General features: G+C 63.0%; 19 protein-coding genes and 3 pseudogenes. 8 read left to right on the top strand and 14 right to left on the bottom strand.

Annotation, left to right across the window (positions count from 1 at the left end; translation table 11 throughout):
* Positions 1-205 precede the first annotated feature (205 nt).
* From KUF59_RS24835 to KUF59_RS24855, 5 genes are all read right to left on the bottom strand, one after another.
* The gene (locus KUF59_RS24835) at positions 206-2,782 is read right to left on the bottom strand and encodes a caspase family protein (RefSeq protein WP_212460813.1); all 2,577 of its coding nucleotides are present in this window, start codon (positions 2,780-2,782) and stop codon (positions 206-208) included.
* A gap of 249 nt (positions 2,783-3,031) precedes the next feature.
* Positions 3,032-3,784: a carbonic anhydrase gene (locus KUF59_RS24840; protein WP_212460814.1), complete on the bottom strand. Its 753-nt coding sequence runs from the start codon at positions 3,782-3,784 to the stop codon at positions 3,032-3,034.
* Between the two features lie 193 nt (positions 3,785-3,977).
* Entirely contained in the window at positions 3,978-4,499 is a 522-nt protein-coding gene (locus tag KUF59_RS24845) for a DUF2846 domain-containing protein (RefSeq protein WP_212460815.1), read from the bottom strand.
* A gap of 129 nt (positions 4,500-4,628) precedes the next feature.
* Complete coding sequence (dnaE, locus tag KUF59_RS24850) at positions 4,629-8,147, bottom strand: DNA polymerase III subunit alpha (RefSeq protein ID WP_212460816.1); 3,519 nt, start codon at positions 8,145-8,147, stop codon at positions 4,629-4,631.
* Between the two features lie 454 nt (positions 8,148-8,601).
* A complete protein-coding gene (locus KUF59_RS24855; RefSeq protein ID WP_212460817.1) occupies positions 8,602-9,321 on the bottom strand; it encodes an outer membrane protein in 720 nt (239 codons plus the stop codon).
* A 353-nt stretch (positions 9,322-9,674) separates the two neighbouring features.
* Between KUF59_RS24855 and KUF59_RS24860 the strand changes: the two genes are divergently transcribed.
* Positions 9,675-10,409 (top strand): class I SAM-dependent methyltransferase, encoded by a 735-nt coding sequence (locus KUF59_RS24860; protein ID WP_212460818.1) that lies wholly within the window; start codon positions 9,675-9,677, stop codon positions 10,407-10,409.
* A gap of 90 nt (positions 10,410-10,499) precedes the next feature.
* Here the strand turns inward: KUF59_RS24860 and KUF59_RS24865 are convergent, their stop codons facing one another.
* Positions 10,500-11,333, bottom strand: coding sequence for a class I SAM-dependent methyltransferase (locus KUF59_RS24865; protein WP_212460819.1), 834 nt, complete (start codon positions 11,331-11,333; stop codon positions 10,500-10,502).
* Between the two features lie 581 nt (positions 11,334-11,914).
* Here KUF59_RS24865 and KUF59_RS24870 point away from each other — a divergent pair.
* The 5 genes and pseudogenes from KUF59_RS24870 to KUF59_RS24890 form a co-directional block, all read left to right on the top strand.
* Positions 11,915-12,292, top strand: a complete 378-nt coding sequence (locus tag KUF59_RS24870) for a hypothetical protein (protein WP_249140602.1) — start codon at positions 11,915-11,917, stop codon at positions 12,290-12,292.
* A gap of 761 nt (positions 12,293-13,053) precedes the next feature.
* Positions 13,054-14,133 (top strand): AraC family transcriptional regulator, encoded by a 1,080-nt coding sequence (locus KUF59_RS24875; protein WP_249140603.1) that lies wholly within the window; start codon positions 13,054-13,056, stop codon positions 14,131-14,133.
* A gap of 328 nt (positions 14,134-14,461) precedes the next feature.
* A complete protein-coding gene (locus tag KUF59_RS24880) occupies positions 14,462-15,589 on the top strand; it encodes a serine hydrolase domain-containing protein (protein WP_258767210.1) in 1,128 nt (375 codons plus the stop codon).
* A gap of 348 nt (positions 15,590-15,937) precedes the next feature.
* On the top strand, positions 15,938-16,657 hold the full coding sequence (locus KUF59_RS24885) for a S41 family peptidase (protein WP_312015523.1): 720 nt from the start codon (positions 15,938-15,940) through the stop codon (positions 16,655-16,657).
* A 134-nt stretch (positions 16,658-16,791) separates the two neighbouring features.
* Positions 16,792-16,998, top strand: a pseudogene (locus KUF59_RS24890) (transposase); the annotation flags it as partial.
* On the opposite strand, the gene KUF59_RS24895 reads toward KUF59_RS24890, so the two are convergent.
* The 5 genes and pseudogenes from KUF59_RS24895 to KUF59_RS24915 all read right to left on the bottom strand — a co-directional run bounded on the left by KUF59_RS24895 (position 16,995) and on the right by KUF59_RS24915 (position 19,917).
* Positions 16,995-17,204 (bottom strand): DUF2934 domain-containing protein, encoded by a 210-nt coding sequence (locus KUF59_RS24895; protein ID WP_212460823.1) that lies wholly within the window; start codon positions 17,202-17,204, stop codon positions 16,995-16,997. The pseudogene KUF59_RS24890 and the gene KUF59_RS24895 overlap by 4 nt on opposite strands.
* Before the next feature lie 79 nt (positions 17,205-17,283).
* A complete protein-coding gene (locus tag KUF59_RS24900; RefSeq protein ID WP_212460824.1) occupies positions 17,284-17,490 on the bottom strand; it encodes a hypothetical protein in 207 nt (68 codons plus the stop codon).
* Positions 17,491-17,816: 326 nt separating this feature from the next.
* On the bottom strand, positions 17,817-18,329 hold the full coding sequence (locus KUF59_RS24905) for a nucleotide exchange factor GrpE (protein ID WP_258767211.1): 513 nt from the start codon (positions 18,327-18,329) through the stop codon (positions 17,817-17,819).
* Positions 18,330-18,423: 94 nt separating this feature from the next.
* Positions 18,424-19,176, bottom strand: a pseudogene (locus KUF59_RS24910) (IS5 family transposase).
* Positions 19,177-19,503: 327 nt separating this feature from the next.
* Entirely contained in the window at positions 19,504-19,917 is a 414-nt protein-coding gene (locus KUF59_RS24915) for a hypothetical protein (protein ID WP_258767212.1), read from the bottom strand.
* 376 nt (positions 19,918-20,293) lie between these two features.
* Here KUF59_RS24915 and KUF59_RS24920 point away from each other — a divergent pair.
* Together KUF59_RS24920 and KUF59_RS24925 are read left to right on the top strand one after the other, a co-directional pair.
* Positions 20,294-20,446: pseudogene (locus tag KUF59_RS24920) on the top strand (recombinase family protein); the annotation flags it as partial.
* 194 nt (positions 20,447-20,640) lie between these two features.
* Positions 20,641-21,099 carry a GNAT family N-acetyltransferase gene (locus KUF59_RS24925; protein ID WP_212460826.1) on the top strand — a complete coding sequence of 153 codons (459 nt, stop codon included), beginning with the start codon at positions 20,641-20,643 and terminating at the stop codon, positions 21,097-21,099.
* Between the two features lie 153 nt (positions 21,100-21,252).
* Here the strand turns inward: KUF59_RS24925 and KUF59_RS24930 are convergent, their stop codons facing one another.
* The 3 genes from KUF59_RS24930 to proS all read right to left on the bottom strand — a co-directional run bounded on the left by KUF59_RS24930 (position 21,253) and on the right by proS (position 24,632).
* On the bottom strand, positions 21,253-21,951 hold the full coding sequence (locus KUF59_RS24930) for an ABC transporter ATP-binding protein (protein ID WP_212460827.1): 699 nt from the start codon (positions 21,949-21,951) through the stop codon (positions 21,253-21,255).
* 7 nt (positions 21,952-21,958) lie between these two features.
* Positions 21,959-23,239 (bottom strand): lipoprotein-releasing ABC transporter permease subunit, encoded by a 1,281-nt coding sequence (locus KUF59_RS24935; protein ID WP_212460828.1) that lies wholly within the window; start codon positions 23,237-23,239, stop codon positions 21,959-21,961.
* 73 nt (positions 23,240-23,312) lie between these two features.
* Entirely contained in the window at positions 23,313-24,632 is a 1,320-nt protein-coding gene (gene proS / locus KUF59_RS24940) for a proline--tRNA ligase (protein WP_212460829.1), read from the bottom strand.
* Between the last annotated feature and the right edge of the window lie 149 nt (positions 24,633-24,781).

Raw genomic sequence — 24,781 nt, forward strand, 5'->3', positions numbered from 1 at the left:
CCGGTTGGTTCCTCCGGAAACGTGTGAGCAAAACGGAGCGTTCTCGCCCCGGCTGCCACCGGACGGCCTTTTGAGCCATGTTTCCGTGTGAGATGGCGCGCTGTATAGCGCGATTTCGGCCAGAAGCAAGGAAATAAGGGCCTTTCGCGGGCAGTTTCACTGCCCCACTCCAGGGCCCCTTTTCCCGTCGTTATCAGTCAAATGCCTAGCACCTCGGCTGGTTTGGCGGGCATTTCTTGGCTGCGGCCGGCGCGGGTGCCGCCGGGCGCGGCGGTGGCGGAGGCGGCGCGGCCGGACGCGGTGGCGGCGGCGGCGCGACCGCAATCCTGGGCGGTGGTGGCGGCGGCGCCGGTCTTGCTACCGGTGGGGGCGCCGGACGGGCAGCCGCAACCGGCGGTGGTGCAGGTCGCGGCGGCGGGGGTGCCGCCACGCGCGGCGGTGGCGGTGGAGCCGCCCGCGGCGGCGGCGGCGGCGCCGGCGTGGGTCGTGCCGTCACCTGCGGACGCGGCGGTGGCGGGGGTGGCGCCGCAGCGCGCGGCGGTTCGGGCTTCACCTGCTGGCGAGCAACCGGCGGCGGTGGCGGTGGCGGAGGAGCCGCTGCCGGCTTCACCGAGGTGACGGCCGGCTTGGCCGCCGGGGACGCCGGAGGCGGCACGACCGCCTGGCTCGGTCCGGGCGGTTTTCCCGGGGCCGGCGGTGTAGCGGCAGGCGGTGCTGCGGTCGTCGGTGCAGCGGCGGTCGGCGCCGGCGCATTCGGCGCGGGCTTGCCGCCGGACGGCAGCCCAGCGGGAGGCTGGCCCGCGGGCGTGTGCGCGGCGGACGGCGGCGGACCACCGGGGCGACCGGGCACCGGCGGCGTTCCATGGGCGCCCGGGACCGGAAGTGCATGCGCAGCATCAGGCTGCTTTGGCTGACCTGCCGGTGCGGGTGCACCTGCGGGCGCATTGGCTTGCGCCGGCGCTACGTTGGTCGCTGGCGCCGTTGCGGTCGGAGCCGGCTTGCCATTCGGAGCCGCGGCCGAAGGTGGCGGCGTCGGTCCTGCTCCCGGAGGCACCGGCGGCGTGCCGGGCGCCGGCAGCGTGTTGGCCTGCGGCAGCTTCGCAGGACCAGCCGTCGGCGCGCCCGGTGTCAGCGCCGCCGGCGTTGCCGCCGGAGTCCCCGGCCTGACGGTCGGATTGATCGAGGCGCTCGGCGGCACGGGCAGCCTGCCCTGCTGGATCAGCGAGGCGCGTTGCGCTACCGCGGCCGGCACGGCCGGGCCTGCCTGCGTCGGGCGTCCCGAGACCGCCGGTGCAAGGCTGGTCGGCGCGAGCCCCGCGGTCCCCGCGGGCGGCGGCCGATTGATCACGGTGTTGATAACCGTCGTGTTGTGGATGTTGGCATAGATGATGTTGTTCGGCGGCGGCGCGACATAGATCGGCGGCCGGACGAATACCGGGATCGGCACGAAAACCGGCTGCGGCAGCACGAACAGGCCGACCACGGGCAGCGGCGGCGGCAGCACGACGAAGTCGGGCGGCGGCGGCGGCAAATAGTAGACCGGGGGCGGCGGTGGCGGCGCGAAGCCGAAATCGGGATCACTAAACGCCAGCACAGGGCGATCGACATAGACGATCTCCTCCGGCGGCGGCGGCGGCACGTCGTAGTCGATCATCGCAAAGCTCGGCGGCGGCTCGACCGGCGCGGTGAGGATCGCGAGCCGTCGCCGCGCATCGGCCGCGTGCGGCCCGCGCGGATAGCGGCGCAGATACGACCAATAGGCCTCCGGCGTGTCGGTCCGGTAGGTGCGCCGCCAGGTGATGGCCTCGCGCCGCGCCGCGACGATCACCCTCACCCGCTGTGCCATGGGGTCGTTGGGATAGGCGGCGAGATAATCCTCGTAGGCCGGCAGCGTGTCGCGCGCGAGCGCGGCGGCATAGGCGTCCTGCGCACCGAGATCGCGGATCGGCTTGTCGCGGATCGCGGCGACCTGGTCGGGCGCGGCCTGCGGCGGCGCGTCGGGTCCGCGCTCGAAGAAGGAGAACTGCGCGGAGATCTTCTGCGCGTCCCACGGCACCTGCGCGCCCTTGCTGGCGTCGTTGACGCGCAGCCGCAAGCGGTCGAACATTTCGGTCAGTGACAATCCGCCGGTACGAATCATCTCGGCGAGCGACTGGGCATAGATGCCGTAAGGCCCCGCCTCTTCCGGGGCGACCGTGCCGGGCGCCGCGTTGAAGGCGATCAGCATGTTCGCCTCCGGCTCGACCAGAGCGAGGCCGCTTGCGATCGGCTGGCCGCCTTCGATGAAGGACTGCTGGCGCGCCGCATCGAGCACGACGATGCTCGCCTTCACCCTGATAGCGGCGAGCTGGCGGATATAGTCGCTGACGCGCAGCGCCTCGGTCGGAATATCGGTGTCGCGCGCGATGTTGGAATCGACCGGGATGAAATAGTTCTCGCCGGCGAGCTGCACGCCATAGCCGGCAAGATAGATCATCGCCACCGTGCCCGGCCCCGAGGTCTGCGCCTTCTGGATGAAGTCGCGAAAGCTCTTGCGCAGCGTATCGCCATCGAGATCGCGCGCGCCAACGACGTCGAAACCCGCCGCCTGCAGGGTTTGCGCGATCAGGCCGGCATCATTGGCCGCCGTTGCCAGCGGCGACTTGGCATAGGCGCCGTTGCCGACCACGAGCGCGATGCGCTTCTCCTGCTGCTGGGCGCTGGCGGGACTGACGATCCCGCCGCCGACGAGCAGCAGCATCGGCAAAAGTGCGAAAAGGAAAGCTCGATGTGTCCCACGCATGGCCTGCACGCCCGTTTTTGTTTGTTGTGCCCCGCTGCCATACACTAGGCGCGCGGTCAGATGAATGGCGTTTGAACGAGAGCGCCCGAATGCGGCGGCGGGATGGCCGCATCCTGCCGTCCTGTCCGCGTCAGCCTCGCGCGGACAGACCACGATCTTCCACCGTAATCGATCGCCGGGCATCTCCGCGGCCACCGGCCGAGGAACCACCACGACCGACCGATCGTCCCAGTTCACTCAGCCTTCTCGTCAGCCTTGCGCGAGCAGCTCGACCGTGCCCGTCGCGAGCCGGTAGATGCCGCCCACGACCTTGAGCTTGCCCTGCTCCACGGCGGCATTGAGGATCGGCGCGGCCGATTTCAGCTTGGCGACATTATCGATCACGTTTTGCCGGATCGCCTTGTCGAGCACGTCCCCACCCTGCTGCAACGCCGCCTTCGCTGCGGGCGCGATCGCATCGACCAGCGAGGGAATATGTCCCGGCGGCGACGTGTTGTCCTTGAGCGCTTTCAGCGTCGCATCGATGGCACCGCAACTCTCGTGGCCCAACACGAGGATCAACGGCGTGTTCAGCACGCCAACCGCGTATTCCATGCTGGCGACGGTTTCGGTGCCGGCAAAATTGCCGGCGACGCGGCACACGAAGAGATCGCCGCGGCCGCTGTCAAAGGCGTATTCCGGCGCGATGCGGGAGTCCGCGCAGCTCAGGACAGCGGCGTAGGGATTCTGCCCACCAACCAGGGCCTCGCGTTCATGCTTGAAATCATGCCGTCGTGAAACGCCGTCGACATAGCGCGCATTGCCCTCCGTCAATCGTTTCAACGCCGTATCCGGCGTCAACACGTTCTGCGGCTTGGGAGGCGTCTTGGGAGACGTCTTGGCCTCCTTGGCGAGGGCCGCGCCGGTGAAGGCCAGTCCAAGCGCGGAGGCGGCAAGGACTATCGCGGATCGCCGCGAGGGTCCGATCGGATGAGGCAGATTTTCAGAGCATTTGTCGCACATGTTTCCTCCTGCCATCTCGCTTACGATGTCCGCGTGAACCGCGTACGACGCAATTGATGGCGGCGCACCGCCCACGACACGGACAGGAACGCAATCGTAGGCTACGGTTTGCGCAGACGCCATGCTAGAGTTGCTGCATGTCGACGATGCCGGCGAGAGCGTTGATCGCGCCTTGGCGAGTGATCGCGACCGGCTATTCCGCCAGTCGCAGTTCAGCGATCGTGGTGCGCGCTGAGGTCTCCTCGAGTTGCAGAAACTCCAGCGGCCCCTGATTCTTGTAGCCGGCGGTCATCGCGAGCGTGAGACCGTAGCCCAACAATCCCGTGCTCGCGTTGGCGATCACGGCGGTCTTGCGCTCGCTCATCCGCGCAACGAAGAAGACGGTCTGGCCGGATTGAGCTGAAAAGTCGACACGCGTGGTGCCGAGGCCGATCTCTTCGGCCACGAACTGGTGCTGGCCCGCCGGGCGATCGGCATAAACATAGGTCCCGGTCTTCAGGCCCTTGATCGGTGCACCGTCGAGGGCAAATGGGAAGTCCGGATCGGCAATGCCGCCATAGCCCTTCTCGCGAACCACGACGATGCGGGCGTGCCCCGCCTTTGGCGGCCCGATCTTTCGCAATGTCTCGGCATAGCCGAGTCCGTTTCTTGCAGTCGTCTCACAGCCGCACAGCAATACCGCGGCGACGAACAACACCAGCCCACGCAGTAACATCACGCCCCCGAAGACATCATCCCCGGCAGCAAGCTAACTAAAATCATCGCCTGGTTGCAATACCGGCGGCGCCACTACCACGGGATAGCGGGGGGCGCGGGTCCACGGAAGACCGACGCGCGCCTTGCCCTAAAGCTGCTGCACGTCGACGACGCCGGCGACAGCCTTGATCGCGCCGGCGATCTGCGGCGAGACCTTGAAGCGGCCCGGCAGCTTCATCTCCACCTCGGTTTCGAGGTCGAGCATCATCACCAGCGAGACTTCGCCGTCGCCATTGCTGCGCGGCGCGATGCCGGGACTGCCGACCTTCGACATTGCTCCGCTGGGCGCACCGCCGTTCGAGGCGCCCGCCTCCGGCCCGGCCAGACGCCGCGCGATCGATTCCAGCGGCTTGGTATCGCGCACGAAGATGCGCAGGCCCTTTTGCGTCTTGGCGGCGGCGTCATCGAGCGGCTCGGCATGCAGCACGCGCGCCCGCACGTCCTCGCCCTGCAATTCGGCGCCGAGTTGCAACAGCACGGCCGCGCCGGGCTCGAGCACGTCGCGATATTGCGCAAGGCCCTCGGAGAACAGCACCGCCTCAAAGTGGCCCGTGGGATCAGAGAGCCCCATGATGCCCATCTTGTTGCCGGTCTTGGTGCGTCGCTCCATGCGCGAGACCACGGTGGCTGCGACCTTGCCGGCGGTCGCGCCGGTCTTCACCGCGCGCGAAAACTCCGCCCAGGACTGCACGCGCAGCCGCTTCAATACGGTCGCGTAGTCGTCGAGCGGATGGCCCGACAGGAAGAAGCCGATCGCGTCATATTCACGCCGCAGCCGCTCCGCCGGCAGCCATGGCTCGACCTGCGGCAGCATGATGGTGGGCGCATCGGCAGCATTGCCGAACATATCGTTCTGGCCGATGGTCGCCGCCTCATTGGCGCGCTGGCAGGCGGCAAGGATCGCATCCGCGCCAGCAAACACCCGCGCCCGGCTGGGCTCGAGCGTGTCGAAGGCGCCGGCGGCGGCAAGGCTTTCGATGATACGCTTGTTGATGGCGCGCGGGCTGACGCGGGCCGCGAAATCGGCCAGCGAGGTAAAGGCGCCCTTCTTGTTACGCTCCTCGATGATCTGCTCGACCGCCTGGATGCCGACGCCCTTGAGCGCCGCGAGCGCGTAATAGATCGTGTTGTCGCCGACCTCGAAGGTCGCGCCCGAGCGGTTGATGTTGGGCGGCTCGACCTTGATCTTGAGGCGCTGCGCCTCGGAGCGGAATTCGGACAGCTTGTCGGTATTGTTGAGATCGAGCGTCATCGACGCCGCGATGAACTCCACCGGGTAATGCGCCTTCATGTAGGCGGTGTGATAGGAGACCAGCGCATAGGCCGCCGCGTGGCTCTTGTTGAAGCCGTAGTCGGCGAATTTGGCCAGCAGCTCGAAGATGGTCTCGGCCTGCCCCTTCGGCACGCCGTTCTTCACCGCACCCGCGACGAAGATGTCGCGCTGCTTGTCCATCTCGGCGCGGATCTTCTTGCCCATCGCGCGGCGCAGCAGGTCGGCGTCGCCGAGCGAATAGCCCGACATCACCTGCGCGATCTGCATCACCTGTTCCTGGTAGATGATGACGCCGAAGGTCTCCTTCAGGATCGGCTCCAGCACGGGATGCAGATATTCCGGCTCCTCGTCGCCGTGCTTGCGCGCGCAGTAGGTCGGGATGTTCGCCATCGGACCCGGGCGATACAGCGCCACGAGCGCGATGATGTCCTCGAAACGGTCGGGCCGCATGTCGACCAGCGCGCGCCGCATGCCCTGGCTTTCAACCTGGAACACGCCGACCACCTCGCCCCGCGCCAACATCTGGTAGCTTTCGGCATCGTCGATCGGCAGCGTGGCGAGATCGACATCGATGTTGCGCGGCTTCAAGAGCTTCACGGCGACGTCGAGCACCGTCAGCGTCTTCAGGCCGAGGAAGTCGAACTTCACGAGACCCGCCGGCTCGACCCATTTCATGTTGAACTGGGTCACCGGCATGTCCGACTTGGGATCGCGGTACATCGGCACGAGCTCGCTCAAGGGGCGATCGCCGATCACGATGCCGGCAGCATGCGTCGAAGCGTGCCGCGTCAGGCCTTCGAGACGCTGCGCGATGTCGAAGGCGCGCGCCACCACCGGATCTTCATCGCGGAACGCCTGGAGTTTCGGCTCGCTCTCGATTGCAGCCGCCAGCGTCACCGGCGCAGCCGGATTCTGCGGCACCAGCTTCGTCAGCTTGTCGACTTGCCCGTAAGGCATTTGCAGCACGCGACCGACGTCGCGCAGCACGCCGCGCGCCTGCAGCGTACCGAAGGTGATGATCTGCGCGACCTGGTCGCGGCCGTAGCGCTGCTGCACGTATTGGATCACCTCGCCGCGACGATCCTGGCAGAAATCGATGTCGAAGTCCGGCATCGAGACGCGCTCGGGATTGAGGAAGCGCTCGAACAGCAGGCCGAACTTGATCGGGTCGAGGTCGGTAATGGTGAGTGCCCAGGCCACCAGCGAGCCTGCGCCGGAGCCGCGGCCCGGCCCGACCGGAATGCCCTGCCCCTTCGCCCATTTGATGAAGTCGGACACGATCAGGAAGTAGCCCGCGTACTTCATGCGCATGATGACGTCGAGCTCGAAGGCGAGGCGCTTGCTGTAGTCCTCTTCCGTCGTCCCCTGCGACAGGCCGTGCACGCTGAGGCGGTTGGCAAGCCCCTCCTCCGCCTGCCGCTTCAGCTCGGCCGCCTCGACCGCGGCGGCATCGGAGCTCGCGGCAGCGCCGACCGTGAAGAACGGCAGGATCGGCTTGCGCGTCATCGGGCGGTACGAGCAGCGCTCGGCGATCTCGACCGTCGAGGCCAGCGCCTCCGGAATGTCGGCGAACAGCACGGCCATCTCGGCGCGCGTCTTGAAGCGGTGATCGGCGGTGAGCTGCACCCGATCGGTCTCGGCGATCAGCCGCCCGCCGGCGATGCAGAGCAGCGCGTCATGCGCCTCGTAATCGTCGGTCGAGGCGAAATACGGCTCGTTGGTCGCAACCAGCGGCAGGCCCTTGGCGTAAGCGATGTCGATCAGCCCGCTCTCGACGCGCCGCTCCCGGTCGATGCCGTGGCGCTGCAACTCGATGTAGAGGCGGTCGCCGAACAGGCCGGCCAGCCGCTCGCAGCGCAAGCCGGCCAGCTCCGCATGCCCCATCTGGAGCGCGAGCGAGATCGGCCCGTCGGGGCCGCCGGTGAGCGCGATCAGGCCCTCGGTCTCGTCATTCAGCCAGTCGAACTTGATGTGCGGCGCGTGCGTGTCCGGCGTCTCGAGAAAGGCGCGCGAGTTCAGCCGCATCAGGCTGCGATAGCCGCGCTCCTGTGCTGCCAGCAGCACCATGCGCGACGGCCCGATGGTGTTGCGGGCATTGGGATCCTGGTCGCCGAAATCGACCGCGATCTCGCAGCCGACGATCGGCTGGATGCCGGAGCCCGCCATCTTGTCGGAGAACTCCAGTGCCCCGAACATGTTGTCGGTGTCGGTCAGCGCCAGCGCCGGCTGGTGGTCCTTCTTGGCGAGCTCGGCGAGCTTGGCGATCTTGATCGAGCCCTTGAGCAGCGAATAGGCCGAGTGAACGTGAAGATGGACAAATCCGGCGTTCGCCATGGTCGCTCAAAGGCCTCTCGCATCAGGGATGGAACGGCCGGCGGAAGGGGTGCCTCATGTGCGCCTCTTGGCCGACTCGCCGCCTGATGGTGAAGGCCCCTGCCGCCGGAGTCCACGCTGCCGGCACACATTGGCTCGACCATCCGGCTTTTCCCCAGCGCGGATCGCTAAAGCTGGGGAATCACCTGCGCCCAGATCGCGATCATCCCGACGAACAGCGTGATCGATGCCAGCGCCGCCGCTTCTTCCACGAAGATCCTGAACATGGCCTTGCTCCCTCACCAGAACATAGGGAGAACAATGTTCTATTTATGTTCCGGGAGTCAAGGCTAACGGTGGAATTTGCCGCCGCGCTTCGAATGCGATGGTTAACTCGCTGATCTCACAAACAAAAAAAGCCCCGGCCGAAGCCGGGGCTTGGTGACCACTCGCTTTGAGCAGTCGATTCCTTGGATCAGTACTTCGCGATGATCGGGCCGCCGAACTTGTAGTTCAGGCGAACCAGGCCCATGTCGACGTCCTGACGGATCCGCTCAGTGCCGGCGAGGCCCGCGAAGGTCACGTCCTTGTCAGCCAGGAAGATGTGGTTGTACTCGACGCCAACCGACCAGTTCGGCGCAAAGCCGATTTCGAGGCCGGCACCGATCGTGCCACCCCAGCGAGTCTGGCTGGTCGAGGCGAGCAGCGCACCGGCCGCGGTCGAGACTTCGTACTTGTCGCCGACCACAGCAGCACCGCCCTTCACATAGGCGAGCACGTTGTTCCAGGCATAACCGACCTGGCCGGTGATCAGGCCGAACGAGTCGATCTTGGTGCGGTTGCGGGTTGCGAACAGTGCGCTGGCGTTGCTACCGGAGAAGTCGGCCCAGTTGCCCTGGCCTTCAACGCCGAACACGAACTGACCCGACTGCCAGCGATAACCGACCTGGCCGCCGACGGTGCCGCCGGTCGCATTGTGCGAACCTTCCGAGCCCGTACCGACGAAGTCCCAAGTCGTGTGGGCCGAGCCACCGCCGCCGTTGATGCCGATGTAGAAGCCGCTCCAGTCATAGATCGCAGCGACCATCGCCGGCGCCTTCGTGTAAGGGCGCGCTGCGAGGTCAGCGGCCACAGCCGGCGCAGCCGCGCTGAGCGCGACGAGGCTTGCAGTGACCAGCAACAAATTCTTCTTCATTTGTATCCCGTTCCAGTTTCTTGGTCGTAAGGCCCCCAGGCCAGTGCGCACCTCTTAACAGCGATCGACGGAATTGCTGTCACCACAGCGCAACACTGAGTTCGAAAGGCCCTGCGACATCAGCGAGAGCTGCATTTCGACGCCAAAATCATTCAAAACTTCGTGCTTGCGCACGCTCGATGTGGATGACGCAGCCCTCGCGCGCGCTGCGCACAGAGCTGCTGATGTGTCCATGCATTTCCCTCCCCCATTCTCGCCGCAATTGAGCCCGCGCTCGAGAGTTTCCGTTCCGATTCTATCGGAACGGAAAACGCTCTAGCGTGTACAAGCGCAGCCAAGGAGCGACATCTCCGATGACCGTCCCAACAGACTACGACCAGATCGCTTCGCGCTACGCGGCCGGGATCGACGAACGGCCGTGGAACGCGCTCTATGAGCGCCCGGCAACGCTCGCCCTTCTGCCCGATGTCGCCGGCAAGGATGTTCTTGACGCCGGCTGCGGGCCGGGCTGGTACGCAGATTGGTTGGCGTGCCATGGAGCGCGCGTCATCGCTGTCGACTGCAGCCTCGCCATGGTCAGACTTGCCGGCGAGCGATTGAGCGGGCGTGCGCGCGTGGTGCACGGCGATGTGAGCAATCTGCAAGAGGTGCTGCCCGGCGCAACGTTCGATCTCATTCTGTCCTCGCTCGTGCTTCACTACCTTGCGGACCTGTCGGAGACATTCCGGGAATGGTCGCGCCTGCTCAGGCCCGGTGGGATGCTGGTGTTCTCGACGCATCACCCCATCCACCAGGCGAGCCTCCTTGATCCCGGCTATCTGCATGCGGAGCTGATCGAGGAAGAGTGGGGCTGGCTCGGTCAGAAGATGCGCTACTATCGAAGGCCGCTGCGGGATCTCACCGAGCCGTTGGCAGCAGCGGGCTTCGTCATCGAGCGGATCAGCGAGCCGACCCCTGGCGAAGCGCTGAAGGTACAAGACCCCAGGGGATATGAACGGCTTTACCGCCTCCCGGCCTTCATTTTTGTCCGCGCAAGGAAGCTCGCGGATGCGTGCCCTGCTGCATCGACACCCTGCACCGGCGTGTAGATCACGCGCTTCAACGCCGGATCGTCATTGGCCTGAAAGCTGGTGCGCTCGAAATGCAGCGCCCACCGTGGGACCGTCGGCACGCGGTCGCTACTTTATGGCCACCATCCTGACGCCGCCCATCTTGCGCTCTTGAACGAGGTCAACAAATCGGATGTAGGACTCGTGGAATGCATCGTGCCCCGTTGGGGTGCCGGCCTGTCGGGCTTCTTCACGCAGCCGTTGATACATTGCCAGTCGTTCCCTGAGAATTGGTCCCCATTCTTCCGTCAAATCCTTTGTCGAAATCACTCTAAAGCCAACGCTTTCGAGCAGACTGCGATATTCGGGGATCGACCGAAGAGGCTGAATGGCCATTCCTTCCCACATCAATTGCGCATCGGTGGCGGTAAGCGGCTGGTTAGCTATCCAATCCGTGAATGCCAATCGGCCATCTGTCCTCAGAACACGAAAAGCTTCGGCCGCCGCTTTCTTCACATCAGGAACGTGGCAAAATGCTTCCTGGCTGACGACTGCGTCGATGCTCGCGTCAGGAAGCGGCACGTCCATCACGTTGCCCTCGACAATCCGCGCAGCACCGCGAAGGCCAACTCGTCTGGTCAGCTCCTGTGCGCCCGAGACGCGCGCTGGCGTCAATTCGATACCGGTGACGTCGGCTCCATATTTGTGAGCCAAATAGCGCACCGTGCCGCCAAGTCCCGCACAGAAATCGGCTACGCGCGATCCATTGCTGACCTGCGCTCCTCGCGCCAATTCATCTGTAGCGGCGAGGCCGCCATAATGATCCTGGTCATGGGGAAATAGCTCTTCAGGACGCAAGCCGTCGAGATGGCCACGGCTTGCGCGTAGTTTCGCAAGGATGATTTCGCACGAGATGGGATGACGATCATAGAAATAGACCGTTTGTGAAGTTGCATCGCTCATGAACTTGCTTCTATGGCTCGGGGCCACGCCAATTTTCGCAATCAGATCAGGCCATCAAAGCAGCAAATGGCGACGAGCAAAATAGGGAGCGGCGCTCAATTTGCGCTGCGCAATCGCGTCGGTTCGCCTAGGCGCCGTGCCTTGGTAAGCAGACTCAGACCAGTCATATTGCCATTTGGCCGGTTGAAACTTTGTACGAAGCCGCGTTTGATGGGATCGTCGCCCACAACGAAAATTATAGGCAGCGCCGCGGCGCGGGCCGAACGCCGCAATCCGATCTGGAGGTGGCATGACACATCTGACCGCGAGCGCCGTCGTAGCATTGCTGGCCAGTTTTCCTGCTGCCGCGAGCGCGCAGGTCGACTGCGCCACGATACCTCGCGGACCGGCACGCACCGATTGCTACCTCGCCCTAGGCCAGCTCCATCAGGGGCAATCCGATCTTGCCGCTGACAGAGCACGCGTTCAATCGGACGCCGCCTGGTATCGGGCAATTACGGGAACAGACCCTCCAAGACATCGGTCGCTTCGGCGACGATAAAGGACCGGACAGTGTTTGCACAGAAATGAGGAAGTCTACAATGCGGTTGTCCATAGTTGTTGGTTCCGCGCTCATCGTTGGAGCAACAAGCTCAATGTCGGTGTCTCCAGCGCTTGCCGCTCCTGAGTGTCCAAAGTTGGTTGGATTGGCGGATTGGGGCGAAAATTCAACTGGCGACATTAGCGTCGCATCAGGGGGGAGTTGCCTGTTTCCGATCCCGATGCGCGGTACGGTGAGTAGTTCCGAAATTTTCCAGAAGCCGACATATGGCAAGTTGAAAAAGATCAATCCAAGCACCTACGAATACAAGGCGAAGGCAAGGTACAAGGGAGGCGATACGTTCGCCATCAAAGCAACAGGACTCGGGCCGACGGCATCTGGCACCTCGGTCATTACTGTGCACGCGACGATCAAATAGCGTTCCTCGCTCGATTGCTGGGTGAACGCGTAAGCAACAGCCGCCCGATGTCTCGCGGCAATGGCACGACAATGAAATGGCACGACAATGAAAAGGGACCATCGGAGCGACCGATGGTCCCAAAAGCCTCGATGGCTCTTCGTTGGCAAAGGCCTTGCCGTGTCTTGCCAAGTTTGGCTGCGAGCAGACTTGGCGGGCTGCTTGCAGGGTCGATGCTCGCTTTACGCTGGCCTTCTGGACCCTGGCCTCTTTGACGCTGGCCTTACGGACACTGGTCCCGTCGGACACTGGTTGCCATAGGCTCTGGTCACGTCGGCGCTCGTCGCTCTCGGCTCTGGATGGTGCGAGAAACCGGCTCGATCAACCAACGCCAATTGAACTGCCGACCCAACAAATAGTCCAGGTGTTGTTGTCTGTTTCTCGAAGAAATTTGGGTTAGCGAGGCTGCCAATTCCCGCATCGTCGGATGTGTTTTCTAATGACAACCGGCAGCCCCGCCGACCGAATTGCGAACGGCGAACGTCCTCGCGCTGAACTTGGCCGTGTACCCATAAACCCGGCGGCGTGATCCGACTAAAAACCGGAAGTGGCCATTGCGAGCTGGCTTTCGGACATCAACTTCTGAGCCGGCTCTTTCAGTTTGTAGCCGCCTCGAGATTATCTGACGACTCGACATCAGTTGCGCCCAGGGCGTATGAGCGAACCTACGCGGCTCAATAATGGCATTTGGAGTATTTCCGATAGTGGGCACCAGCGGTTTGATGTCGATTGACCTCGGGTTACGAGGCGCCGTCATAGCATTGTGCCTGCTGATCGCATCCATGGCGCTACGCGATCGCCGCGATAGCACGGCCGCACTGCTGGGCGCCGCGCTCGCAATCGGCGCCGCGGCTTCGATGGTCTGCTCGGCGCCCACGTTCCCGCGGCCATTTGCGTGGTGGGGCCTGTTGCTACTGGCGTTGTCCAGCGCGAACGGTGTCGTGTTCTGGCTATGGGCGCGTGCTGCCTTCGATGACGATTTCGTACCACGGCCTTGGCATGGCGTCTTGTGGGCGGCCGTCGCCATCGCACAATGGCTGGACGCCAGCGGAGTCACAAGATCGGCCGCGCTCGAGCTTGCGATCGAACGCACGCTGTCGTTTACCGTTCTCGGCCTGGCCCTGTTGGCGGTGGCGCAGACGCTTGTCACTTGGCCGGCGGACCTTGTGCAAGGCCGGCGTGGGCTCCGGCTGGTCGTCCTGATCGGCGCGTCGGCCCAAATCGTTCTCAACTCTTACTTGAGCTTCCTGCAGCAGCCCTCGCATCCCACTTTTTCCATGACGAGCGTCGCCAACGCCTTCGTTCTGTTCGTGTTAGTTGGTTTGAGCACATGGAATCTGCTGGAGGCGGGGACGCGGAAAGGTTCGATCCTGCTGCCCGCAGCAAACGTCCCCTCCAGCGCGCCAACCAAGGCGTCTGACGCGACGATTGAACCGGCTCTCCTGCGCCGGTTGGAACAGCTCATGACCGTCGAGCGCATCTACCGGCGTGAGGGGTTGACCATCAAAATGCTATCCGTCGAGCTTGGCGTGCCGGAGTACCGGCTGCGGCAAGTTATCAACGAGGGCCTCGGTTATCGCAATTTCAACGCGTTCCTCAATCATTACCGGATCGGGGAAGCCAAGGCAGCGCTGGTCGACCCTGAACAAGTAGAAGTCCCGGTGCTGACAATTGCCATGGACACAGGTTTCCAGTCGATCGGGCCGTTCAACCGCGCCTTCAAGGCGGCGACCAATTTGACCCCAACCGAATTCCGACGTCTCTCAATGGCGGGAAATGCAGCCCGTGGCACGACCGATTGAAGAATCGGCCAGTCGTTGAGAAATCGGCCAGCCAACCTGCGGGAATCGGCGAGAAGGGATCGAAAACATTTGACAGACTGATGGGGATCCTTCCGCGCAATGAGCTGCGACGACGGGCCTCCCTATGCTATATCAGCGGTTTACCACTTTATTGCCTTTCGCCGACGCCGGGAACGCACTCTCGCGCCGCTCGGCTCTGACCGGACTTGCGGCGAGTTGTGTTGCTGCGTCGGTCAGGTGGAGCTGGGCTGCCGAGAGTGGGGGTGGTCCGGTCTTTTCCGCTGGTGGTCCCGATGCAGAGCTTTACGGCGCCACCGAGGACTATCCGGTGAAGGATCGCTGGCGCGTTTACCAGCCCGGCAATCCGGCTTCGCCAAAATACCGCGTCGGGGCATTCAGTCACTACGACGAGATTTTTCCAACGCGCTTGGTCAATCGCGCAGCCACGGCCTGGCCGTTCAAGCGAACGCAGGCGGATGTCAGCTACCAGTACAAGGGAAGCCACTCTTCGCTTGCGGATTATCTGTCGCGCAATCCGGTGACGGGTCTGCTGATCGCAAAGGACGACCGGATTCTGGTCGAGCACTATCAATACGGCCGCACCGATCGAGACCGGCTGATATCGCAGTCGATGGCAAAACCGATTACGGGCATGCTGGTCGGTATCGCGATCTCGGAAGGCGCGATTAAATCTATCGACGATACCGCGGAGACCTATGTGCCTGGCTTGAAAGGCACCGAATATGGCGCGACGCCGCTCCGCGCGCTGCTGCACATGTCGTCGGGCGTGGAGTTCGGCGAGCAGGCCGACGAAGGCAACGGCAGCGGCCGCGACCTCGATCGCTTGTGGGTCGACATGGTGCGCAAGCACTGGGTTTCCAACAAAGGCACCGTTGCCAGCATCGCGCAATTCAATCGGCGGATCGCGCCGCCGGGTACGCAATTCCGCTACGCCAGCATCGAAACGGATGTGCTTGGTCTGGTGCTGCGTTACGCAACGGGCAAATCACTCTCCGACTATCTCCAGGAAAAGGTGTGGCAGCCGATCGGCACGGAAGCCGATGCCAAATGGCTGATCGACGCGGAAGGCTATGAAGTAGCGCACGGCTTCTTCAACGCCGTGTTGCGCGACTATGCCCGGCTCGCCCGCCTGCTCGCCCACGACGGAGCATGGGAAGGCAAACAGATCATCCCGGCGCAATGGATGGTCGATGCAACCACGGTGCGCGCTTCCGATGGCTATCTGGCAAAGGCCGAGGGAGGGTTCGGCTACGGCTATCAGTTCTATCTGTTTCCCGGAAGCCGACGGCAATTCGCAATGCTGGGCCATCTCGGGCAGCGTATCCTTGTTGATCCGCCCTCGAAGCTGGTCATGGTGCAAACCGCCGTCGATGAAAAGTCCCCCGAAATCTGGCGACTATGGTCGGGCGTGGTCGCGCAGTTCGGGCAGGCTTGATCGGGTGCTTATTCCGTCTTCTCGGAAAACGTCGCGCGGAAGGGGTGGACGGGATAGACGCCGACGATGCGGAATTCGCGCGAGAACGGCGGCGAGCTTGACGGTGCGCGCATTCTGAAACCGGAAACGGTCCGGCTGATGATGACAAATTCGCTGCCGCCCGACATCCACCTCGCTGGCTATGAAGCGGGTCCGGCTTATGGGACCGGGTGGGGGCTCGGCTTCGCCATTCGCACCAACCCGGATTTCAGTATGATCCCGGGCGCGGTCGGCAGCTTCAACTGGCAGGGCAGCTGGGGCACGTTTTTCTCGGTCGACCCGGTTCAGAAGCTGATCCTGGTGATGATGATGCAGCGGGGCCAGTACAGTGAAAACGGCTTCTATTTCAACGCGGTCCGCCGTCTGCCGTATGCGGCGTTGAAGGTCCCCGAAGCTCCCGCGCCGCCCGCGGTGGGGCCATTGAACTCTGGCACGCTTACCGACTACGTCGGACGGTACATTTTCGGCGGGTCCGCGAGTTCGCTGGACCGGCAGACCTCGGTCGCCGACGGTAACGGCTGGACCGGTCTTGAGTCCATCGTTGCGGAGACCCGTGGCCCGAGGGTGATCAAACCGGCCGACGGAGGTCCCGCCGCGAGGGCCGGCGTGATGGCGGGAGACCTCATCACTTCCATCGACGACGCATCGATCGATGGCCTGACCCTGGAAGCTGTATTTGGCCGGATTTCAGGCCCGGTCAACGCCACGATCAAGTTCAAAATCACCCGGCAGGGGCAGCACGATCCGCTTGTTGTTGCCTTTGCCCGGGAGGCGGTCCCCTTTCGCAGCATCCAGCTTCGGATCCGTGTCGCGGACGGCAAGCTCGTCGTTACAGCAATAGGCGGCTGGTCGATCCTTGATTTCGACAAGGGCCAGCCGACATCGGTGGCGGTTCGCTCAAAGGATGAATTCCAGGTCGAGAGTGGCGATCACACGCGGATCGCCTTCGTCAGAGACGCAGCCGGCAAAGTCAACGGCGCGGTTCTCAATCCGGGACCAAGGGAGCAACGCGGCGTACTCGCACAATAAGGCACACTGACAGCTGATGAAATTGGCGGGAGCTTGCGTTGCTCGAACATCAGGTGTCCGGCGGCCCGAGATGGTGGTGGTCTCGACTTCCGCTCAGGGTCATTTTCGACGCATTTGGCAGAGATTGAGGGCTGGTCCCGCCGAAAAGCAATCGCAGCGATCCGATCTGCTTCAGCCCCTATCTCTACCGCGCGCGCAACCAGGTCGAGCGGTTCTTTAACAGGATCAAGCAATGCCGTCGGGTGGCGACGCGCTATGACAGGCTTGCTGCCAACTACCTTGCCTTCGTTCAACTCGCGTCAATCAGGCTATGGCTGCGCCTCAATGAGTCCGCGTCCTAGTCAGCGCAAGTTTTGCTTTTTCGGGGACCGCGCTTTTTCGCGGGTTTTGTCACTGCAAAGTCTGCCACGGCGGGGCTCGCGACTAACGTCGCGAGAATTTCGTATTGAGCATGCATCCAATGGACTTCCGCTTTTCCGTCGGGTTGACCATCGGCGACCCAGAGGTGGTAGGCGCGCTCGCGAATTGCCTCTTCCAGATTTGGCATGGGATTTTCCTTGCTAATGAATGACGGGGCCGCCTCTTGGGGACGCGCGGCCCGATTGACACCAGAACAACGAAACTAGTCAGTCGATTGGCGCGAGCCGTTCGTTCCACCGCGCCGCAAGGTTCTTGATCTGCTCGAAATTCAGGATCTCCGGTTCCCCCTCGCGGACGATTGTCGTCCGCTTGCGCTCCTTGGGTAGCAACATCATCGCGCGCAATACTGCCGCGCGCAGTTTCATCGAGCCGTGATCTGTCAGGGTGACGAGTTCTTCCGGGTCAAGGGCCATGGGTCCACGCCTACGCTACCGGCTGGCCCGCAAGCCAGCGCACGCACCCCGAATGCCCAATTCTCCAGATAGCCCAACATGGTTAATAGTTGGTTACCATTTGGCTCTGTCATTTGAAATTGGCGCGCGCGGGTCACGCGGCGTGTGGTCCCGTACGTAAAATGAGCCTCTCAGGCTGCACCGGACCCTACTTGGGTCGAACCCCGCCGCACCCGATTTCGAATGCTAAAGGAGGCGGCTACAGCCACGCTCACAGCAGGGTGCGTGCGCCCGTGCCGCGCCTGCCCGCGCGGTAGCACCCAGTGAGTCATTGTAGTCGCAATCGATCAGGCTACCGCTGCCAATCTGCCATCGGCATGCGGGTTTGCGCAAAGCAGACGCTTGCGAATGGCCTCTTCAACGAGCGCGAGCGCTTCCCTGGCTTGTCGCGTTTCGGCTTCGGCAACTTCGGCACGAAGCTCCGCGGCCGTCAACTTGTCCTTCTGAGCTTCAATACAGGACTGGGCTTGTTCCAGGGCTCGGCACGCATGTTGCAACTTACGTTCGGCAGTGATGATGAGTTCACGCTGTGCCCGCTCGGCGGCCTCCGCTCGCGTTTCCGCAAGCCGCAATCTTTCCAGGGCGCTCGTGCAAAGCGACTGGGCACGGGCTTCGGTCTCGCGGGCGCGCTCCTCCATACCGCGGAAGACATCGGCCGCCTGAAATACCAGATCGAGGGCTGTTGCTCCCTTGTCTGGTGCCAGCGGTGAGGGAAAGCTCAGGACGTCCTCATCCCCACCAACCGGCGCTCTGGAACTACGCTGCGCCATGCAGTTCAAGCTCGTCGCGAACAGATACACACGAGTAGTATCATGACCAAGTTATGGTTAACGGATGGTTAAGCAGTTGCATGCCGGGAGGAGTCGCGACGGCGCAATATTCCTTCGCAAGTATCTAGGACGCGGACTCATTAAGGCGCAGCCACAGCCTGATTGACGCGAGTTGAACGAAGGCAAGGTAGTTGGCAGCAAGCCTGTCATAGCGCGTCGCCACCCGACGGCATTGCTTGATCCTGTTAAAGAACCGCTCGACTCGGTTGCGCGGGCGGTAGAGATAGGGGCTGAAGCAGATCGGATCGCTGCGGTTGCTTTTCGGCGGGATGTTGGCCCACGCGCCCTTGGCAAGCTCCCTGATCCAGTCCGCGTCATGCCACGATCGGCAAGCAGCATTGACCCGGATTTCAGACGAGACAGCAGTTTTCCGGCAAGTCGAACATCATGGGCCTCACCGGGGCTCAGCGCCAGCCGTACCGGCAGACCATTGCCATCGACCACCGCATGGATTTTGCTCGTCAAGCCGCCGCGGGACTCCCATCGATTGGCGATGGTTCCTGGTGATGCAGGCTCCATGCTGATGCAGGCGGACAATGGAGGTGTCGATCATCTGGACAGCGGCATCCTGGGCAGTGGCAAGCGCTTCTATGATGCGGCCCCAAACACCGGCCCGCCGCCACCTGACGAAACGGTTGTAGCAAGTGGTGTATGGGCCAAACGCCGTCGGCAGATCACGCCAGGGTGCTCCTGATCGGAGGACCCAGAAGATGCCATTCAGGACCCGTCTGTCGTTCACGCGAGGAACGCCACGCGGCTTGTTCGGCAGCATCGGCGTGATCGCTGTCCATTCATAGTCAGCGAGTTCGTAGCGCATGATTCGAGCCCCAGTTCGGGAGTTTGAATCACGGCAGTCCAGCCAAACGCAACGATCCTGGCCCGACCCGGGTACGGCGCCGCTTAAGGACGGGAGCGCACATCAACCCACCCGCAATCTCTGCCAAAACCGTCGAAAATGACCCGAAGGGAAGTCGCCGCTGTCCGTTTGCATGTCCGTTAATGGGGGGCCGAGCCGACGCGTTGTGCTCGCGGCGAGTCTTTCCGTTGATGAGTGCGGCCCATCGCCCAGGTTGCTGTGTCCAATACGTCGCTGGGCGAGGCGACCGATCATACGAGGGCGGTCGTGGACAGCATTGTTGCCTGATCAGTCATTCGCGCCGATGTCCGTAAAAAGGAATCCCGCCGGCGTCTTGGTAAAGACGAACATGTCCTGGCCGCAGAAGACGGAGTAATAGTCATTCTTCTCTTGATCGCGATCGTAGACGGCCTTGGCGCGCTGGATACACGCGCGATTTTTTGCCGTGAAGAAGGTCGAATAGGTCTTGGCGCGAAATTGCGCGGCGTCGCGAATTGCGCTGTCGTTCATGAACGGCAATAGTGTCATACCGGCGACGGCGGCGGAATCGTTTGCCTTCAGCGCCGCGCGAAACTTCTCGATGAAGCCGTCGAATTCCTTCTGCAAGGCAGGAGAAGCGACGGCTTGCTTCGGCGCCTGGGCGACGGCTGGCGCAAGGTTCACGAGAGCGGTGGCGAGCATAATTCGCAGCAAAAATCCCACGGGTCGGCTCCGTCCATCCAATCAAGGTCTTCCGACCGATCCAAATCCATGGTGTTCTGTTGCGTCAAGGACTTTCTGGCTCGCCGGCGCAGCGTTAACCCCGCAGAGCATGCGCTGGCATGTCTTGCCGCGCCTGCTTAAGGCAGAAATTGGCCCATCGCGACATATTGCGCTGTCGCACGAACTTGGTCGCTATAGGGGCAAAGCGGACATTGCTTTCGTCGCATCACGCCGCCGGGTTTATGGGTACACGACCTAGTGTCCGATAACGCGAATATATGCGTCAGAAACAAAGTTTGGATTCTTCCGGTGGCCTCATTCGCAGCAAGATGTCTTGCCGTGCTCTTGAACGGGTGGACAACCTACGGCGTGAGCGCAACTCGAAGGGATCACTGATGCAAAGGCGCGCGGCGTCTACAAGGGACGCAAAGCCAGCATTGATCCTGAGAAAATTCGGAAGCTGAAGGCCGAAGGCATGGGTGGTCCATCGGCCGTCGCCATAGCGCTGAAGATTGGCCGCGCGCCGGTCGCGCACTCGAAAGCTAAGGCAGGACAATCCACCAACTGCGGTGTTTTTGACGGTGCGTTGCATGTATTAATGAGCCGTCGCGTCTGCTTGTTGGTCATCATGCAGAGCGTGTTGCGATCCATTGATGCACTTACGACAATTGATGGGCTCAGAATTCCGAGTTAAGTCGCTGCGCAAACACACGAGAGGGTGAAGTGGAAATCAGGCAGGACGATCCGACGGCACCATATGTGGCCTCCTTGTTGGCACATCATTTGGAAGAGTTGCAAAGTGTCATGGGCGAGCATGCGCAAGCGCTCGACGCGAGCGGTCTTTCGGCTGCGACCGTAACGTTCTGGACCGCTTGGCAGGGCCAAGTGCTGCTTGGATTCGGTGCCTTGAAGCAACTCGATGACACGCATGGCGAAGTAAAGTCGATGCGCGCTGCATCCGCTGCGCGGGGCACCGGTGTCGGACGCGCCATTCTCCACCATATCATCACCGAAGCCCGCAAACGTGGATATGCGCATGTCAGCCTGGAGACGGGAACAGCAGCGCTGCATGCGCCTGCCATCTCGCTCTACCGCAGCGCCGGCTTTGTATCCTGTGAACCGTTCGCCGATTATCAGGCCAGCCCGCATAACCAGTTCATGAGGCTCGACCTGGCCAATTGAGCGGTCTTCGTATGCAGGCAATCGTCGGGAAAGCGTGCGCCGTCGCGGCGGATTGGCTCGACCTGTCAGATGGTTCGCGACCACCGCCGGGACAACAGCCAAAAGGCGCCGGCTACTGTGCATGGGGTTGTTTAGATGCTTCGGTCGGACGGCCTATTCGAGCTCGACGACCTGGCCGTTCGCCAGCGAGACACGGCGGTCCATGCGGCCGGCGAGCTCCATGTTGTGGGTCGCGATCAGCATCGAGACTTGCGTCGCCTTCACGAGCTGCATCAGCGCCTGGAAGACGTGGTCCGCGGTGACGGGATCGAGGTTGCCAGTCGGCTCGTCCGCAAACAGCACCCGCGGCGCATTTGCCACCGCACGCGCGATCGCCACGCGCTGCTGCTCGCCGCCCGATAGCTCGGCCGGGCGGTGGGTAATGCGGTCCTCGAGGCCGAGATAGGACAATATCTCCTTGGCGCGCTTGACGCTCTCGGAGCGCTTCAGGCCGCGGATCATCTGCGGCATCATGACGTTCTCGAGCGCGGTGAACTCCGGTAGCAGCCGGTGCGACTGGTAGACGAAGCCGATCTCGGTGCGTCTGATCTGGGTGCGCTCGATGTCGGGCAGTTGCGAGGTCGGCGAGCCCGAGACGTAGACTTCGCCGGCGTCAGGCGTCTCCAGGAGGCCCGCGATGTGCAGCAGCGTCGACTTGCCCGAGCCTGATGGTGCCACCAGCGCCACCGACTGTCCCGGCCACAGCGCGAGCTTTGCGCCGTCAAGGATGGTCAAGGGCACTTCGCCCTGCATGTACTGCCGCTTTATCTCGTGGAGATAAATGACCGGTACATCTTCTGCCCCCTGCTCCATCAGCCCCTCACTCGTACCGCAGCGCTTCGACAGGATCGAGGCGCGCGGCGCGCCACGACGGGTAGAGCGTCGCGAGGAACGACAGCGTCAGCGCCATGATCACCACCGCGGTGGTCTCGCCGACGTCGATCTCGGCGGGCAGTTTGGAGAGGAAGTAGAGCGTCGGATCGAACAATTCGGTCGCCGTGAGCCAGGACAGGAACTGGCGGATGGATTCGATATTCAGGCAGATCATCAGCCCGACGAAGAAGCCGACCAGGGTGCCGACGACGCCGATGGAGGCGCCCGTGATCAGGAAGATGCGCATGATCGAGCCCTGCGTCGCCCCCATGGTGCGCAGGATCGCGATGTCGCTGCCCTTGTCCTTCACCAGCATGATCAGGCCGGACACGATGTTGAGGGCTGCGACCAGCACGATCAGCGTGAGGATCAGGAACATCACGTTCCGCTCCACCTGCAGCGCGTTGAAGAATGTCGAGTTGCGCTGCCGCCAGTCGACCAGGAAGACCGGGCGGCCTGCGGCCTCCGTCACGGTCTTGCGAAACTGGTCGATGCGATCGGGATTGGTGGTGAAAATCTCGATCGCGGTAACGTCGTTGTTGCGGTTGAAATAGGCCTGCGCCTCGGCGATCGGCATGAACACGAAGCCGGCGTCATATTCGGACATGCCGATCTCGAACACAGCCACGACCTTGTACGGCTTGATGCGCGGCGTTATGCCCATCGGCGTTACCGCACCCTTCGGCGCCACCAGCGTGATGCTGTCACCCGCGTGGACCGAGAGCTGGTCGGCCAGGCGCCGGCCGATCGCGACCCCCTGCCCGTCGTCAAAGCCCTCCAGCGTGCCCTGCTTGATGTTCTTGGCAATCGAGGTGAGGTTGTTCAGATCATCGGCACGCATGCCGCGCACCAGCACGCCCGAGGCATTGAAATAGGACGACGCCAGCGCCTGACCGTCGACGACGGGTGCGGCGAGGCGGACGCCTTGCGCCTGGCTGATACGTTCGGCGACGTCCTTCCAGTCGGTCAGGGGCGATTCCAGCGGCTGCACCAGGATATGGCCGTTGAGGCCGAGGATCTTGTCGAGCAGCTCTTTGCGGAAGCCGTTCATGACGGCCATGACGATGATCAGCGTGGCGACGCCGAGCATGATGCCGAGAAAGGAGAACCCGGCGATGACCGAGATGAATCCCTCCTTGCGGCGCGCCCGCAAATAGCGCGCCGACAGCATCCATTCGAAGGGGGCGAAGGGCGCAGTGTGCTGGGCTTCGGTCATGGTCTCATCCATTGCTCGATAATCCCATGATTCGGGGTCAATTGTGGCCGGATTGCCTGCCCCTTTGCCGCGCGGTGGATAATATTCAGCCGGCCAGCCGCGCCACCGCGTCCGCCGGTGACATGGTCTCGCGCGACCCGTCGGCGCGCCGCTTGATCTCGACCTTGCCGTCGGCGAGCCTCTTCGGGCCGATCATGATCTGCCAGGGAATGCCGATCAGGTCCGCGGCGGCGAATTTGGCGCCGGCGCGCTGGTCGGTGTCGTCATAGAGGACGTCGACGCTTTTGGCGGACAGCTCGGCATAGAGTTTTTCGCAGGCGCCATCGACGGCGGCATCGCCCTGCTTGAGGTTGAGGATCACGACGCGGAACGGCGCCACCGCTTCCGGCCATTTGATGCCGGAATCGTCATGGCAGGCCTCGATGATGGCCCCGGCGAGGCGCGAGACGCCGACGCCGTAGGAGCCGCCATGGATCGGCACGTCGACGCCGTCGGGCCCGGCGACCATCGCCTTCATCGGCTCCGAATACTTCGTTCCGAAATAGAAGATCTGGCCGACCTCGATGCCGCGGGTGTTGAGCCGCTTGTCCGCGGGCACTTCCTGCTCGAAGCGCGCCGCATCGTGCACGTCCTCGGTCGCGGCATAGACCGACGTCCACTGCTTGATGATCGGCGTCAGGTCGCTCTCATAGTCGACGTCCTCGCCGGGCACCGGCAGGTCGAGCACGTCGCGATTGATGAAGACGCCGGATTCACCGGTGTCGGCGAGCACGATGAATTCATGGCTGAGATCGCCGCCGATCGGGCCGGTCTCGGCGCGCATCGGGATCGCCTTCAGCCCCATCCGGGCAAAGGTGCGCAAATAGGCCACGAACATCTTGTTGTAGGCGACGCGCGCCGCCGCCTCGTTGAGGTCGAACGAATAGGCGTCCTTCATCAAGAATTCGCGGCCGCGCATCACGCCGAAACGCGGACGCTGCTCGTCGCGGAATTTCCACTGGATGTGATAGAGATTGAGCGGCAGGTTCTTGTAGGACTTCACGTAAGCGCGGAAAATCTCGGTGATCATTTCCTCGTTGGTCGGCCCGTACAGGAGCTCGCGCTTGTGGCGGTCGGCGATGCGCAGCATTTCCGGGCCATAGGCGTCGTAGCGGCCGCTCTCGCGCCAGAGGTCGGCGAGCTGCAGCGTCGGCATCAGCAGTTCCAGCGCGCCGGAGCGGTCCTGCTCCTCGCGCACGATTTGCTCGATCTTCTTCAGCACGCGATAGCCCAGCGGCAGCCAGGCATAGATGCCCGCGGCCTCCTGCCGCATCATGCCGGCGCGCAGCATCAGGCGATGCGAGACGATCTCCGCCTCTTTCGGATTTTCCTTCAGGATCGGGAGAAAAAACCGCGACAATCGCATGTGCCAAACTCGATAAGAATCAGTGATGGGGTGCAGTGAAACCGGATTAGCGGCGATAGCACAAGACAGGGACTGAGGAAATGCCGCTAAGGTAACGAAATTCCTTGTCATTTTTCCGTCGACTTCAGAGACGGGTTGAGGCTGTTGAT

It is taken from the genome of Bradyrhizobium arachidis (assembly GCF_024758505.1).
Lineage (GTDB): Bacteria > Pseudomonadota > Alphaproteobacteria > Rhizobiales > Xanthobacteraceae > Bradyrhizobium > Bradyrhizobium manausense_C.

Coding starts and splice junctions, on each gene's coding strand:
- KUF59_RS24835 (WP_212460813.1), bottom strand. CDS start 2,782: ATGCGTGGGACACATCGAGCTTTCCTTTTCGCACTTTTGCCGATGCTG.
- KUF59_RS24840 (WP_212460814.1), bottom strand. CDS start 3,784: ATGTGCGACAAATGCTCTGAAAATCTGCCTCATCCGATCGGACCCTCG.
- KUF59_RS24845 (WP_212460815.1), bottom strand. CDS start 4,499: ATGTTACTGCGTGGGCTGGTGTTGTTCGTCGCCGCGGTATTGCTGTGC.
- dnaE (WP_212460816.1), bottom strand. CDS start 8,147: ATGGCGAACGCCGGATTTGTCCATCTTCACGTTCACTCGGCCTATTCG.
- KUF59_RS24855 (WP_212460817.1), bottom strand. CDS start 9,321: ATGAAGAAGAATTTGTTGCTGGTCACTGCAAGCCTCGTCGCGCTCAGC.
- KUF59_RS24860 (WP_212460818.1), top strand. CDS start 9,675: ATGACCGTCCCAACAGACTACGACCAGATCGCTTCGCGCTACGCGGCC.
- KUF59_RS24865 (WP_212460819.1), bottom strand. CDS start 11,333: ATGAGCGATGCAACTTCACAAACGGTCTATTTCTATGATCGTCATCCC.
- KUF59_RS24870 (WP_249140602.1), top strand. CDS start 11,915: ATGCGGTTGTCCATAGTTGTTGGTTCCGCGCTCATCGTTGGAGCAACA.
- KUF59_RS24875 (WP_249140603.1), top strand. CDS start 13,054: ATGTCGATTGACCTCGGGTTACGAGGCGCCGTCATAGCATTGTGCCTG.
- KUF59_RS24885 (WP_312015523.1), top strand. CDS start 15,938: ATGCAGCGGGGCCAGTACAGTGAAAACGGCTTCTATTTCAACGCGGTC.
- KUF59_RS24895 (WP_212460823.1), bottom strand. CDS start 17,204: ATGCCAAATCTGGAAGAGGCAATTCGCGAGCGCGCCTACCACCTCTGG.
- KUF59_RS24900 (WP_212460824.1), bottom strand. CDS start 17,490: ATGGCCCTTGACCCGGAAGAACTCGTCACCCTGACAGATCACGGCTCG.
- KUF59_RS24930 (WP_212460827.1), bottom strand. CDS start 21,951: ATGGAGCAGGGGGCAGAAGATGTACCGGTCATTTATCTCCACGAGATA.
- KUF59_RS24935 (WP_212460828.1), bottom strand. CDS start 23,239: ATGGATGAGACCATGACCGAAGCCCAGCACACTGCGCCCTTCGCCCCC.
- proS (WP_212460829.1), bottom strand. CDS start 24,632: ATGCGATTGTCGCGGTTTTTTCTCCCGATCCTGAAGGAAAATCCGAAA.